We start from the raw sequence: 14,169 nt of genomic DNA on the forward strand, positions 1-14,169 counted from the left end.
GGCCAAGACTACCATGCCAACCCTATGGAACAGGAGGCATGGCATGGTTTCCCTCAATGAAGCGTCAGGCTCGCGGCTCACCCGGCATCAGGCGGGTATCAAGGAGTGGGCCGGCCTGGCGGTATTGGCACTGCCCACGGCACTGCTCGGCCTCGACGTCACCATTCTCTATCTGGCACTGCCCGCCCTGGCGGCGGATCTGCAGCCGAGCAGTACGCAGGCGCTGTGGATCATGGATGCCTACGGCTTCATGATCGCCGGCTTTCTGATCACCATGGGCACCCTGGGCGACCGCATCGGCCGTCGCCGGCTGCTGATGATCGGCGCCTTGGCCTTTGGCGTCACTTCGGTGATCGCGGCCTACTCCACCAGCGCCGCCATACTGATTGCCGCCCGCGCGGTGCTCGGTGTGGCCGGTGCGACGCTGATGCCATCGACCCTGGCACTGATCAGCAACATGTTCGGCGACGTGCGCCAGCGGGCCCTGGCCATCGGCGTATGGGCCACCATGTTCGCCCTGGGCATGGCGCTGGGGCCGGTGGTGGGCGGCGTGTTGCTTGAGCGCTTCTGGTGGGGCTCGGCCTTCCTGGTAGCGGTGCCCGTGGTGGCCGTGCTGCTGATTGCGGCGCCGACTCTGCTGCCGGAGTATCGTGCGAAGCGCAGTGGCCGGCTGGATCTCGCCAGCGTAGCGCTCTCGCTGGCAGCCGTGCTGTCGGCGGTCTATGGCGTAAAGGAACTGGCCAAGTTAGGGCTCGAACCCGGTCCGGTACTGGCGCTTGTGCTGGGAGCGCTGATGGCGGTCACCTTCGTGCGCCGGCAGCAGCATCTGGACGACCCGCTGCTCGATATGCGGCTGTTCGGTAGCCGTACGTTCAGCGCTGCCCTGATCGTGCTGTTGGTGGGGCTCGTCGGCGTTTCCGGCGTAATGCTGCTGGTAACTCAGTACCTGCAACTGGTGGCGGGGCTCACGCCGCTGGCGGCCGGGCTATGGATGGGGCCACCGGCGTTGATGATGGTGCTGGCGGGCATCGTGGCGCCGCTGATTGCCCGACGTATTCGTCCCGGTTACGTGGTGGGCGCCGCCCTGGCGCTCTCCACGTTGGGCTACTGGTTATTGGCAACCGTAGAAGTGAACGCCAGCGGGGTGGGCATGGCGATAGCCGGTTTCTCGCTGGTCTATCTCGGCCTGGGGACCATCGCCGCGCTGGGCACGGATTTGGTGGTAGGCGCGGCGCCGGCAGAGAAGGCCGGCTCGGCCTCGGCCATGTCGGAGATGGTGCAGGAGCTGGGCGTTGCGCTGGGCGTGGCGCTGTTGGGTAGCCTGGCCACCTTCGTCTATCGCGCACAGGTCAGCGCGACGATGGCCGATGGCGAAGCCGTCGAGGTGGCGGGCGTCGTGGAAGACAGCCTGTGGGCCACCGTCTCGGCCGGCGAACGGCTTCCTGCGGGGCTGCTGCTGGAAGCCCAGCAGGCCTTCACCGCGGGGCTGAATGTGACCGCCACCGTGGGCGGCATCGCTATCCTGGCGCTGGCGGTGATCTCCATCGTCAGCCTGCGCCATGTCGGGGCCATTGGCGGAGAAGCTCAGGAGCGATCGGACGAGAAAGGTGAGCCCTGCTCGCTCTGCTAGGGCTGGACCAATATCCCGTTTTTCCTCACTGCAAGACTAATTCGACCCGGCGGTTTTGCGCGCGGCCCGCTTCACCGGCATTACTGGCAATCGGGGCCAGAGATGCCACACCGCGAGCATCCAGCCGGGCGGCGTCGATGCCGTCGAGAGCGCCCAGGGCTTCGACGACGGCATTGGCGCGCCGTTGTGAGAGCTCGAGGTTGTAGTCGAGGCTGCCCTGGTTGTCGGTGTGGCCGACGATATAGACGGCGAGTTCCGGTGCGCTGCGCAGCAGCTCGGCCATCTGTTCGAGGGCTTCGGCCGATTCCGCCTCGATGGTGGCGCTGTCGGTGGCGAAGAAGATGCCATCGACGATCACGCTGCCATCGGTATCGAGGGCAGCCTGCAGGGCGCTGGCATCTTTTATGCTCACTTGGCCGAGCTGTAGCGGTTCGCCTTCGACCACGATCTGACGCACTAGCGTCCTGTTATTGGCGCGGTCTTCCATCATGAACAGGAAAATATGCACCCGGCTTTCATGGTCGTCGCGGGTCGCTAGTATGGCGCGGAAGTTGTCGTTGATGGCGGCACGATCGAATGCCTTGGCGAAGACATTTCCGGAGCGTATGACATAGTTTCTGAAACCTGCGCCGCACTCGCTGCGCCCAGCGCAGGAAAGTAAAATGTCGAATTCGCTGTCGCTCAGTGCCGCCTCGTAGTTGCGAGCAATTTCAAGGGCTGTGTTCTCCACAGGAAGCCGATAACCGATTCTGGTAATCCGACCTTCGAGTTCGAGCAGTTGGCTGGCTTCGTCCTCGCTCTCTATGGCGGCGCTGGGCAGCGTTACGGCATCGTAGTTGGAGGCTTGATAGGCACTGATGGTGGCGTCGCCGAAGCGGCCGAGCAGCGGATGATCGGCGGATCCCTTGATATCGGCCATGGCGGGCATGGAGCAGGAAAGCAGCAGTGCGGCGAAATTGGCCAGGCGCTTCAGTTCCATCTGACACTTCCTTTTTCTACGTTGTTGTCGCGCATCGATGCAGGCTCGATACATGGCGTGCTTTTTTATCGCCGTATCAGCCGTTCATGTCCAGTGGTTGATTCCATTCGTCGCGAGTTGCAGGCCACGCAGCACGTGGCCTGCCTGCCATCAGGCGCCCACCAGGTCCTCCTCGAGATTCTTCGCCAATGCCACGACCAGTGCTCCGATGTCTTGCTCGGCCTGGGCCAACGACGCCTGCTGCCACTATCGCAACTGCGCGCCTTCGAGGCGGCGGCACGTCACCGCAGCTTCAAGCTGGCCACCGAGTAACTGGCCGTGACACCGGCGGCCATCAGTCATCAGGTGCACGAGCTTGAAGCGCTGTTGGGCGTGGCCCTGTTCGAGCAGGCGGTGGGAGGCACCACTGCCGACCTGGGGGCGAGCCTGACCTTCTCCGACGAGAGCCATGCGATCCAGGCCGCCATCGCCGGCCAGGGCGTGGCGCTGCTGAGCCTGACCCTGGTGAAGGCGGAACTCGGGCGCGGCATTCTGCAAGTGCCTTTCGGGCCGAGGCTGCCAGGGCTTCGCTATCAGTTGGTTCGGCATCACCGCTTTGCCGGCCACGCTGCGCTTGCGCGGGTGACCAAATGGCTGAGGGGAGCTTTTTCACAGGCGGACGACAGCGCCTGATGAGGATAAGTGGCCAATACAGCCACTACTGCGGCGGTGGCCGGGAAAGGAAAACCCCCGGCACCAGAGGTGCCGGGGGCTGCGATATCGCTGCGTTGACGATCAGTCGTGCCGCGTGCGGTTCCGATAAGGAGCGCGCTCATCCTCCTCGATACGCACTTCCTTGCCGATGGGGTGCCTCTGCTTCTCGCTCATGGCGTAGGTCAATAGCGCCACCGCGGCCACGCTCACGGTCAGCATTGTGATGATACCCATGCGCATGTCCTCCTGCGGGTGAATGGGGCGACCCTCGGGACGTCACTGTCCCTACGAGAGGTGTGCCTGCGAATTGAGGGTGGCAGTTTTCTCGCTGGCCGACAAATACTTTGACTCGATGGCAGCGACTAAGTTTTCACGCTTCGCCAGGAACCCGGTTTTAACGCTTCGCAATAAGGCAGCCGCTAGTCGCCGGCCCGCACCACGATCTTGCCGCATGGCCGGCTATCGAGTCGTTCCTGGCCTGGCTGCCCGGCGGGCTGAGTGGCTGTGTGAGGTTTTCGCATAGGCGGACGAGCACACTTGACATCGATAGGGGAAGGCCAGGGTGTGCTGTAGCAAGTCTCGGCACTGCGTCAGTCTGCGCCGGTATTGCTTTTTTCATGAAATTAATGAAATATATTTCCAATTCTACAGCTCTCGTGCATCGACTAGGTAGTTCTACGGATGCCATGTCCGTATCAATGACTAAGCGATAACAGCAGTAAAATTCACGCAGCTCCCCGGATTTATTTTCTTTTCCACCGGTTTATTCTCCCAAGGTCAGCTTTCTGACCAGTTCACGATTCAATCATTAAAATAAACAAGAGCGCTGCTTGGTAGTGCGCTTGATACTATCAAGCTCGCCGGGAGAAGGTATTTCCATGAGCGTCAACAGGCGTAATTTCCTCAAGTACGGTGGTGCTGCTGCGGTGGGTACCGTGATGGCGCCGAGCATCGTCAAGGCCCAGGAGACTTTCAACTGGCGCATGACCACCAGTTGGCCCTCCGGCTTTCCGTTCTTCCAGTCGGGGCCGGGTTCCGCCACGGATTTCGCCAAGCGGGTCGAGGACATGTCCGGTGGCCGCATCAGGATCCGGGTCTATGGTGCCGGTGAACTCATTCCCGCCTTCGATGGCTTCGATGCCGTTTCGCGGGGCCAGCAGGTGCAACTGAACCATGCCTGTTCCTACTACTGGGCAGGGGAGTCGTTTGCCGCCCAGTACTTCACCACCGTGCCTTTCGGCATGACCTTCCAGGGATTCAATGCCTGGCTGGCGCATGGCGGCGGTTACGAACTGTGGCAGGAAACCTACGAGCCCTACAACCTCATTCCCCTGGCCGTGGGATGCACCGGTGCGCAGCCGGTGGGCTGGTTCCGTGAACCCGTCACCAGCGTCGAGGGCTTCCGTGGCCTGAACATCCGCATGCCGGGGCTGGCCGGCGACGTCTACAACGCCATCGGCGCCAATGCCCGCCTGCTGCCTGGGGGGGAAATCTTCTCGGCCCTGGAGCGCGGCGCCATCGATGCGGCGGAGTGGGTAGGGCCCTATCTCGACCGTGCGCTGGGCCTGCACAACGCAGCCAAGCACTACTACTCCTCGGGCTGGCACGAGCCCTCCACCACCACCGAGGTCATCGTCAACAAGGATGCCTATCATTCCTTGCCCAGCGACCTCCAGGCCGTTCTTCACAACGCGGCCGCGGCCTGCAACGTCACCTCCCATACCTGGATCGAAGCCCAGAACGGAGCCGCGTTGCAGGACCTGGTCACCAACCATGGCGTTCAGTTCGAGACGCTTCCCGATGACGTCATCAGGGCCCTGTTCGAGGCCACGCGCGACATCCTGGCGACCGAGGCCGACAAGGACCCCCTGGTCAAGAAGATCAACGACAGCTTCTGGGAATTCAAGAAGAAGCACGATGGCTGGCAGGCCAACAGCGAGGCCGTATTCGCCAACACCATCAGCCGCTACGGCCAGGGCATGATCTGACCCCGGCCAGGCTCTCGGCTTCGGTACCCGCATCGGAGCCGAGGGCTTTTCCTGCCCGGCCTCTTGAAGGTCACGCTTACCTTGCCAGACGTCCACCGGGTGCCTGCCCGGAGGGGGAGTTCACATGCTGCGTTTCTGTACGTCGCTCGAACGCTTGCTCGAGCGTATCACCGGTCTTGCCGGCTTCATCGGTTGCTTGGCCATGGTCATCATGGTCGCGTTGATCTTCGGCAATATGCTGAGTCGCTATGCCTTCGGCCTGGGCGCGGTGTGGGCCCAGGAGCTGGAGTGGTACCTGTTGTCGGTCATGGCGATGATGGGAATCGCCTATGCCATGAAGTTCGACGATCACGTGTGCGTGGATATCCTGTCGAGCCGCTACAGCCCCGTTGGCATGATGTGGTTGAACCTCATCACCGCACTGCTGGTGGCGCTGCCCTGTGCGCTACTCATCATTTACTACAGCTTTCCTTTCGCCGAGACCGCTCTCATCCGCGGTGAGCGCTCGCCGAATTCCTCCGGCCTACCCTGGCGCTGGATTCCCAAGTCGTTGGTCGTGGTCGGCTTCGTCTTCGTGGCGACCGAGTCGGTTCGCCAGGCGCTCGAGAACGGCCGACGCCTCGTTCAACACTACGCTGGGAGTGCCTGAGTCATGCCCCTGGAATATTACGCGCTGGCCATGATCGTGGCCTTCTTCGTCCTGGTGATGACCGGCATCCCGGTCGGATTCGTGGTGGCCTTCGTCGGCTTCGTGTTCGGCTTCATCGGCTTCGATGGCTGGTTGTTCGAGCTGCTGCCCTCGCGGATCTACGGTGTCGTTTCCAACTACACCCTGCTGGCCATACCGCTGTTCGTCTTCATGGGCGTGATGCTGGAGCGCTCGAAGATCGCCGAACGCATGCTCGACGTGATCGGGCACCTGTGTGGCGGCCTGCCGGGCGGGATGGCCCTGGCGGTGATCATCGTGGGTGTCCTGCTGGGGGCGGCGACGGGCATCGTCGGCGCGGCCATCGTCACGCTGACCCTGATGGCACTGCCCACCCTGGTGCGCCGCGGCTACAAGAAGACGGTGGCCTGCGGCACCATCTGTGCCGCCGGCACCCTGGGTCAGATCATCCCGCCCAGCCTGGTGCTGCTGGTGCTGGCCGATATCATGAACCTTTCCGTCGGTAGCCTGTTCGCCGCGGCACTGGTGCCCGGCCTGTTGCTGGCGGGCATGTACCTGGCCTACCTGCTGGTGCTGGCCTTCTTCTTTTCCGCCGATGTGCCCGCCATCGACGAACAGGAGCGTGCCGCCGTCAGCAAGAGGGAGCTGGGCAAGGACTTCGCCAAGGTCGTGGTGCCGCCACTGCTGCTGATCTTCGCCGTGCTCGGTTCGATCATCGGCGGGGTGGCCGCTCCCACGGAGGCGGCATCGGTGGGGGCCGTGGGTGCCTTGCTGCTGACGATCGTTTCCGGGCGCATGTCGCTCCCGGTACTCTCGGAGACCGTGAAGACCTCGTTGCGCATCAGTTGCATGATCTTCTTCGTGCTGATCGCCTCGCAGGTCTTCGCCCTGGCCTTCCGGGGGCTGGATGGTGAATTCCTTATCGAGGCGATGTTCGAATGGGTGCCGGGCGGCATGTACGGCACGCTGATTTTCATGCTGCTGCTGATCTTCTTCCTGGGGTTCTTCCTCGAGTGGATCCAGATCTCCTACATTGCCGTGCCGCTGTTCCTGCCCTTCCTGGCAAGCCAGGGCGACATGTCCATGGTCTGGGTGGCCATCCTGATCGCCATGAACCTCCAGACCTCGTTCCTCACGCCGCCCTTCGGCTGGTCGCTGCTGTTCATGAAGGGCGTGGCGCCGCCGGGGATCACCACGGGCGATATCTACAAGGGCGCCATTCCCTTCGTGCTGATCCAGATCCTCGCCCTGGCGCTGATCATCGTTTTCCCCGATGTGGTGCTGTGGTTGCCGGCGGTGGTAGGATGGTGAGTTGCCGTAAGCGTTAGATCCGAGTCTGAAAATCAGGCCCTGCTAATCCTCATTCCATATTGAGGTTGGCGGGGCTTGTAGGCCGACAATAACTGTGGCTCAACAATAATAAGTAAACAGGTATACGCCAGTGTTCACGTTCAGAACCAAGTTGACACTGCTTACCTTGCTCCCTCTGTTGGTTCTCATCGCCGGTGTGACGTTCTTTGCCATCCATCAGAGTGCGCGGTTGAGTGGGGTGCAGTCGGAAATCCTCAAGGACGGATTGCTGCAAGCCAAGAAGGCTGAACTGAAGAATTACATGGAGCTGGCCTATACGGCGATCCGTGACATATACGAAGATCCCTCCCTACCCAGAGACGTGGCTCAAGGCCGCGTGGCGGAGGCTTTCCATCGGATGGAGTATGGCTCCGATGGCTACTTCTTCGTCTACGACTACGAAGGGCTGAATATCGTCCATCCCCGGCTGGAGCATCTGGTGGGGCATGACCTGTGGAACTTTCGCGATGAGGACGGAAAGTTCCTGATCCAACGGCTCGTCCAGCGCGCCCGGGAGGGGGGAGGGTTTACCGAATACCGCTGGGACAAGCCGTCCGGCGGTGAATCGGTCCTCAAGCTGGGCTACTCCATTGGCCTGGATGAGTGGGGCTGGATGGTCGGCACCGGCCTCTACCTGGATGACATCGAGCTGGTCGTCAGCCAGATGGAGCGGCATATGGTGGAGAATGCGCGCAAGACCATACTGCTGATGGCCTTCTTTACCGTCTCTTGCCTGCTCGTCATTGCGGTGATCGGCCTTGCGGTCAATTTGAGCGAAGCGCGGGTGGCAAACCGGAAACTGGTCAAGATGGCCCAGAAGACCTTCAGCTTTCTGGAAAAGGAACGGCGCCGGATCTCTCGTGAGCTGCACGATGGTATCAACCAGCTCCTGGTATCGGCGCGTTTCAAGCTGGAGCGCATCGACGATGCCCTGGAGAGAGGGGACCATATAGATGCCTCCTCCGCCCTGGCCGCGACCGATCGTATTCTCGAGACGGGTATTCAGGATCTCAGGCGCCTGGCCTGCGACCTGCGCCCGAGCGTGCTGGACGACCTGGGGCTGGTAACCGCCTTGGAGAGTCTCTGTTCGGGCCTGGTGGAACGCAAGGCCGTCCAGATTCATTTCGAGTCGAACATCGACAGCCGGCAGTGCCAACCGGTGCTGGCAACGGCGCTGTATCGCATCACGCAGGAGAGCCTGCACAACATCGAGAAGCACGCCGGTGGGGCCCGTCAGGTCAAGGTGAGAGTGCTGCGTCGTCGCAGTTGGGTGTACCTGGAGATCGCCGATGACGGCGAAGGCTTCGCCTGGCATCCCGATCGTCGCCATGAACAGGACGGTAGCGGCATGGGGTTGCGCAACATTCAGGATCGCGTCGACCTGCTGGGTGGGCGCCTTTCGATCGAGGCGGCGCCCGGCAAGGGGGTGCGTATCAGGCTCAAGGTGCCGTTTCAGCGTGTTTGCAGCAAGCCAAGCGGAGAGAGAATCGATGGAAGGGTCTATACGCGTACTTTTGGCGGATGACCATCCGCTGGTGCTGGAAGGCCTGCGCTACCGGTTGGAGGCGCAGCAGGGCGTTGATCTCGTCGGGGTGGTGAGTTCAGGGCAGGAGCTGTTGACACTGGCGCAGGCGTTGCAGCCGGACGTGGTGGTCACGGACATTACCATGCCCGGCCTGTCTGGCCTCGAAGCCTGCAAGATTCTGCAGGAGACCTGCCCGGATATCCGCGTACTGGTGCTGACCATGCACGACAACGAGGAGTACATCCGGCGCGCGGTGGCCTGCGGGGCCGCTGGCTATGTGCTCAAGGATGCGTCGGCGGAGCAGATGGTCTTTGCCTTGCGCGAAGTGGCAGCCGGGCGCAGCCACTTCGGTTCCAGCGTCTCGCGGGTCCTGCTCGAGGAGAAGGAGGGACGACTGACCCAGCGCGAGACCGATATCCTGAAGTTGATGTTCGAAGGCATGAGCAGCCGTGACATCGGGGAGATGCTGGCCATCAGCACTCGCACGGTGGAGTCGCATCGCAGCAATATCTATCGCAAGCTCAATACCAATTCACTGGCGGGCCTGTTTCGCTACGCGATGCGGCACGGGCTGGTCGAATTGGAATAGCTGCGCGATGGTCGAGGTTCTGCTTGAAGGGCCGACGTGGCTGAGGTGCTTGGCGACAGCATACATGGCACCTGAACTATGACCGCTACCGTGCCATCACCTACCTGAGTAGCCTCGCCGCAGGAGGACCATCTATCGAAGGCCACAGCTATCCTTGGAGGCCAAGCCAACCAGCGCCTGAAGCGCCTCAGGGCTCCATATTGGCAAAGCCCTCACCGCGTTCGAAGCGAGCAATCTGGGCCGCGGCGAATTCAGCCGTCTTGCGAGTGCTGTGGTTGACGTCGGGAACGATGTGGAAATTCCAGTGGAATGGCACTTCAAGCCTCTGGGCCTGCTCTTCCGCAGTTTCGAAATAATTGATGGCGCGCTCTACGCGGTTCGCACCTTGAGCCATCGCTCTGGAAGATGTCGCAAGCTTGGAGTGATTGGGGTTGTCGTCATTCTCGCCCACCATGATCAGCACCGGCATGGCGAAATAGTCGGCCAGATCCGCCGTCTCCACATCCAGTGGGTCATCCTTCAATCCAAAGTGCCATGGCATGTCGTCATCTGGAAACGTCCATACGCCTGGTGCGCTGCATACCAGCGCTTCTACCTTGCTGGTGACGTCGAAGGTCAGTAACCGATGAGCCACTTGGCATCCGGCACTATGACCGAAAAGGTAGTACTCCTCCCGGGTCGAGCCCAGCGCCTCCGCCACTTCCTCGAACAGTGGCTCGATAACGCTGTATGACCACTCCTCCGAGGGATTGAGTCGCTGGGTTTTTCTGTCGACCAGATTTCCCCGGTTATAGCTCCTTCCCCCCGGATAATTCTCCTTGTCGAAGTGCGGCACGACGATGATGAAGCCGTATTCGTCGGCCATCTCGGCCCAGATGTCGCGAGTCATGACGGCTCTGCGTGAGCTACCAATCATCACCATCACGATGGGCGATGCCGGTTCTACGTTGTCAGGCAGATAGGTATGGACTTCGAGTCGCTGATCGCTGTCCGGGAGGGAGTACCAGAAACGCCCCTTGCCCTCCGACAAGGTGAACGCGGAGGCCGAAAACGTCGCGACGAGAAGCGAAAAACATAGCGCAACAGAGAAGAGAGACGTGGAAACTCGGTTGAGCATAAGGGACCCTGGAAAATAATGTCGAATGAATCATAATGCTCGTGGAAAGTAGGGGTCAAACTGTCGGTGACGGCTCGAGCAGGGCGGCGTCGTTCGCCGGTTGGCGAGACCGGCTCCGGAGCCAGGCGGTAGGGACGCCCGAGGGTGATCTTGCGGTCGGTCGAGGTAACGTAGCGGGGCTTCCTTGTCGAGGATCGTCCATCGTCCGTTCGAAGAGGGGGTGCCATGCCACTCGCTGCCTTCCATCCCGCCGTCGTGGCCTGGTTGGAGCATGACCTCGGCGCACCCACCGAGGTCCAGGCCCGCGCCTGGCCGGTGATCGCTAACGGCGGCCACGCGCTGATCGCCGCGCCCACCGGCTCGGGCAAGACCCTGGCGGCCTTCCTGGCGGCCATCGATAGCCTGGTGCGTCGTGGCCTCAGGGAGGCACTGCCCGACGAGACGGTGGTGCTCTACGTGTCGCCGCTGCGCGCGTTGTCCAACGACATCCAGCGCAACCTGCAGGCGCCGCTGGCGGGGATTGCCGAGGAACTGGCGGCAGAGGGCCTGCCAACGCCGGAGATTCGCGCCTGGGTGCGCACCGGCGACACGCCGGCCGGCGACCGCGAGCGGATGCGTAAGCGGCCGCCGCACATCGTGGTCACCACCCCGGAGTCGCTCTACATCCTGCTCACCTCGGCATCGGGCCGGCGCATGCTGTCCAGCGTGCGCTCGGTGATCGTCGACGAGATCCATGCCGTCGCCGCCAGCAAGCGCGGCTCGCACCTGGCGCTGTCGCTGGAACGGCTGGCCGCCCTGAGCGACGCGCCGCCCCAGCGCATCGGCCTCTCGGCCACCCAGAAGCCGGTGGAGGAGGTCGCCGCCTTCCTCACCGGCGGCGCCGAGTGCACGGTGATCGACACCGGCCATGGGCGCGAGCGCGACCTGGGGCTCGAGGTGCCCGGCTCGCCGCTCGCCGCGGTGATGGCCAATGAGGTGTGGGAGGAGGTCTACGACCGCCTGGCGGCGCTGGTGTCGGAGCACCGCACCACCCTGATCTTCGCCAACACCCGGCGGGTCTGCGAGCGGGTGGCGCGCCACCTCGCCGACCGCCTGGGTGAGGTGGCGGTGACCTCGCACCACGGCAGCCTGGCCCGCGAGCACCGCCTGGACGCCGAACGGCGCCTCAAGGGAGGCGAATTGCGCGCCCTGGTGGCCACGGCCTCGCTGGAGCTGGGCATCGACATCGGCGAGGTCGACCTGGTGTGCCAGCTCGGCTCGCCGCGCTCCATCTCCGCCCTGCTGCAGCGGGTGGGGCGCTCCGGCCACGGCGTCGGCCGCCTGCCCAAGGGCCGGCTGTTCCCGCTGACCCGCGACGACCTGCTGGAGTGCACGGCCCTGCTGGGCGCCGTGAAGGCGGGGGAGCTGGACCGCCTGCACATCCCCGACGGGCCGCTCGACGTGCTGGCCCAGCAGATCGTCGCCGAGGTGGCCGGCGCGGAGGAGTGCGGCGAGGCGGCGCTGTACCGTCGCCTGACCGCGGCCTGGCCCTATCGGACGCTGCCCCGGGAGCGCTTCGACGACGTGCTGCAGATGCTCGCCGACGGCTACACCACCCGCCGCGGGCGGCGTGGCGCCTACCTGCACCGCGACCGGGTCAACGGCCGCCTGCGGCCGCGGCGTAGCGCACGGCTCGTCGCCCTGACCAACGGCGGGGCGATTCCCGACCAGTTCGACTACGACGTGGTGCTGCAGCCGGAGGAACTGCGCGTCGGCACGGTCAACGAGGACTTCGCCTTCGAGAGCATGCCGGGCGATGTCTTCCAGCTCGGCAACCAGGGCTACCGCATCCTCAAGGTGGCGACCGGGCGGGTGTTCGTCGAGGACGCCAGGGGCGCACCGCCGAGCATTCCCTTCTGGCTCGGCGAGGCGCCGGGGCGCAGCGCGGAGCTCTCGATGGCGGTATCGCGGTTGCGCCAGGGCGTGGATGACCAACTGGCCGAGGGCCACGAGGCCCAGCCGTGGCTGGAAACCGTCTATGGCCTCGCCCCCGCCGCCGCCGAACAGCTGACGGCCTATCTCGTCGTGGCGCGGGCGGCGCTGGGGGTGGTGCCCAGCCAGCACCACCTGGTGCTCGAGCGCTTCTTCGACGAGGCCGGCGACATGCACCTGGTGCTGCACGCGCCGTTTGGCTCGCGGCTCAATCGCGCCTGGGGGTTGGCGCTGCGCAAGCGTTTCTGTCGCAAGTTCAACTTCGAGCTGCAGGCGGCGGCGCTGGAGGACAGCATCGTGCTGTCGCTCGGCCCCACCCACAGCTTCCCGCTCGACGAGGTCTGGCACTACCTGAACGCCGGGACGGTGCGCGAGGTGCTCGTCCAGGCGCTGCTCGACGCGCCGATGTTCGGCCTGCGCTGGCGCTGGAACGCCTCGATCGGCCTGGCGGTACCGCGCACCCGCAACGGCCGGCGGCGTCCGCCCCAGCTGCAGCGCCAGGACGCCGAGGACCTGCTGTCGGTGGTCTTTCCCGACCAGTTGGCCTGCGCCGAGAACCTGGCCGGTGCCCGCGAGATTCCCGACCACCCGCTGGTCGCCCAGACCCTGCGCGACTGCCTGACCGAGGCGATGGACGTGGAGGGGCTGGAACGGCTGCTGGCGCGGCTGGAGCGGGGCGAGATCACGGTGAGCGGACGCGACCTCGCCGTGCCGTCACCATTGGCGGAGGAGGTGGTCAATGCGCGGCCCTATGCTTTCCTCGACGACGGTGCCCAGGAGGAACGCCGCACCCTGAGCGTGCGCACCGGCGGGGCGTTGGATGTGGCGGAAGCCGCGGCCTCGGCACGCTACGACCCCGAGGTCATCCGCCGTGTACGCGACGAGGCCTGGCCGGCCCCGCGGGACACGGACGAACTCCACGATGCCCTGGTGCTATGCGGTTTCCTGACCGCAACGGAAGCCGAGGGTCGCGAATGGCGGGCCTGGTTCGCCGGCTTGATCGAGGCACGACGGGCCACGGCCGTGTCCGTCGCCGGCGGCGAGACGCTATGGGTCGCCGCGGAACGGCTCGGCGAGCTGCGCGGGATCCAGCCGCAGGCGCGGCTCGACCCGGCCATCGAGGCGGTGGGGCCGGTTCCCGAGAGTGCCGACGAGGCGCTGATCGAGGTGCTGCGCTCGCGGCTGGAAGCGCTGGGGCCGGTGACGGCCGCGACGCTTGCCGCCCCGCTGGACATGCCGCTGGCGCGGGTCTCGGCGGCGCTGGCCAGGCTCGAGGCCGAGGGCTTCGTGCTCCAGGGCAGCTTCACCGGGGGCACCAGCGAGGTCGAATGGTGCGAACGGCGGCTGCTGGCGCGGATGCATCGCTACGCCGTCGATCTCAAGCGTGCCGAGATCGAACCGGTCAGCGTCCAGCACTACCTGCGCTTCCTGTTCGACTGGCACGGCCTGACGGAGCGGCCAGAGGGCGTGGACGCCCTGGCCGCGGCGGTGGAGCGGCTGGAGGGGTTCCCGATGGCGGCCGGTGCCTGGGAGCAGGACGTGCTGCCGGCGCGGATCGCGGACTATGCTCCCCACCTGCTCGATCAGTTGCTCGCCAGCGGGCGTTTCGTGTGGCTGCGCCTGGTGGCGCCGCGGGTGGCGGCGGACGATGAGCGTCACC

12 protein-coding genes are annotated in these 14,169 nt (G+C 64.2%); 9 read left to right on the top strand and 3 right to left on the bottom strand.

The annotated features are described in order from the left end of the window. Nucleotides 1–43: 43 nt before the first annotated feature. The gene (locus tag C1H66_RS13505) at nucleotides 44–1,630 is read left to right on the top strand and encodes an MFS transporter (RefSeq protein ID WP_102628398.1); all 1,587 of its coding nucleotides are present in this window, start codon (nucleotides 44–46) and stop codon (nucleotides 1,628–1,630) included. Between the two features lie 25 nt (nucleotides 1,631–1,655). Here C1H66_RS13505 and C1H66_RS13510 read toward each other — a convergent pair whose 3' ends face one another. After that, complete coding sequence (locus C1H66_RS13510) at nucleotides 1,656–2,609, bottom strand: OmpA family protein (protein WP_102628399.1); 954 nt, start codon at nucleotides 2,607–2,609, stop codon at nucleotides 1,656–1,658. A gap of 93 nt (nucleotides 2,610–2,702) precedes the next feature. Here C1H66_RS13510 and C1H66_RS23255 point away from each other — a divergent pair, with 93 nt between their 5' ends. Together C1H66_RS23255 and C1H66_RS23065 are read left to right on the top strand one after the other, a co-directional pair. After that, nucleotides 2,703–2,921 carry a hypothetical protein gene (locus C1H66_RS23255; RefSeq protein ID WP_240618319.1) on the top strand — a complete coding sequence of 73 codons (219 nt, stop codon included), beginning with the start codon at nucleotides 2,703–2,705 and terminating at the stop codon, nucleotides 2,919–2,921. Between the two features lie 6 nt (nucleotides 2,922–2,927). Next, nucleotides 2,928–3,281, top strand: a complete 354-nt coding sequence (locus tag C1H66_RS23065) for a LysR substrate-binding domain-containing protein (RefSeq protein ID WP_240618320.1) — start codon at nucleotides 2,928–2,930, stop codon at nucleotides 3,279–3,281. 102 nt (nucleotides 3,282–3,383) lie between these two features. Here C1H66_RS23065 and C1H66_RS22920 read toward each other — a convergent pair whose 3' ends face one another. After that, nucleotides 3,384–3,536 (bottom strand): hypothetical protein, encoded by a 153-nt coding sequence (locus tag C1H66_RS22920; protein ID WP_170064153.1) that lies wholly within the window; start codon nucleotides 3,534–3,536, stop codon nucleotides 3,384–3,386. Between the two features lie 644 nt (nucleotides 3,537–4,180). Between C1H66_RS22920 and C1H66_RS13520 the strand changes: the two genes are divergently transcribed. From C1H66_RS13520 to C1H66_RS13540, 5 genes are all read left to right on the top strand, one after another. Next, nucleotides 4,181–5,290 carry a TRAP transporter substrate-binding protein gene (locus tag C1H66_RS13520; RefSeq protein ID WP_102628400.1) on the top strand — a complete coding sequence of 370 codons (1,110 nt, stop codon included), beginning with the start codon at nucleotides 4,181–4,183 and terminating at the stop codon, nucleotides 5,288–5,290. 124 nt (nucleotides 5,291–5,414) lie between these two features. Continuing rightward, nucleotides 5,415–5,939: a TRAP transporter small permease subunit gene (locus tag C1H66_RS13525; RefSeq protein WP_102628401.1), complete on the top strand. Its 525-nt coding sequence runs from the start codon at nucleotides 5,415–5,417 to the stop codon at nucleotides 5,937–5,939. Between the two features lie 3 nt (nucleotides 5,940–5,942). Continuing rightward, entirely contained in the window at nucleotides 5,943–7,268 is a 1,326-nt protein-coding gene (locus C1H66_RS13530) for a TRAP transporter large permease (protein ID WP_102628402.1), read from the top strand. Nucleotides 7,269–7,419: 151 nt separating this feature from the next. Continuing rightward, nucleotides 7,420–8,832, top strand: coding sequence for a cache domain-containing protein (locus C1H66_RS13535; RefSeq protein WP_146010730.1), 1,413 nt, complete (start codon nucleotides 7,420–7,422; stop codon nucleotides 8,830–8,832). Next, nucleotides 8,798–9,421 (top strand): response regulator, encoded by a 624-nt coding sequence (locus tag C1H66_RS13540; RefSeq protein ID WP_240618321.1) that lies wholly within the window; start codon nucleotides 8,798–8,800, stop codon nucleotides 9,419–9,421. Before C1H66_RS13535 ends, C1H66_RS13540 begins: the two co-directional genes overlap by 35 nt. A 187-nt stretch (nucleotides 9,422–9,608) precedes the next feature. On the opposite strand, the gene C1H66_RS13545 is transcribed toward C1H66_RS13540, so the two are convergent. Further along, nucleotides 9,609–10,538, bottom strand: a complete 930-nt coding sequence (locus C1H66_RS13545; protein WP_102628405.1) for an alpha/beta hydrolase — start codon at nucleotides 10,536–10,538, stop codon at nucleotides 9,609–9,611. 225 nt (nucleotides 10,539–10,763) lie between these two features. Between C1H66_RS13545 and C1H66_RS13550 the strand changes: the two genes are divergently transcribed. Then, a partial coding sequence (locus tag C1H66_RS13550; protein WP_102628406.1) for a DEAD/DEAH box helicase occupies nucleotides 10,764–14,169 on the top strand: 3,406 nt, incomplete at its 3' end.

The organism is Halomonas heilongjiangensis, assembly GCF_002879645.1.
GTDB classification, from domain to species: domain Bacteria; phylum Pseudomonadota; class Gammaproteobacteria; order Pseudomonadales; family Halomonadaceae; genus Halomonas; species Halomonas heilongjiangensis.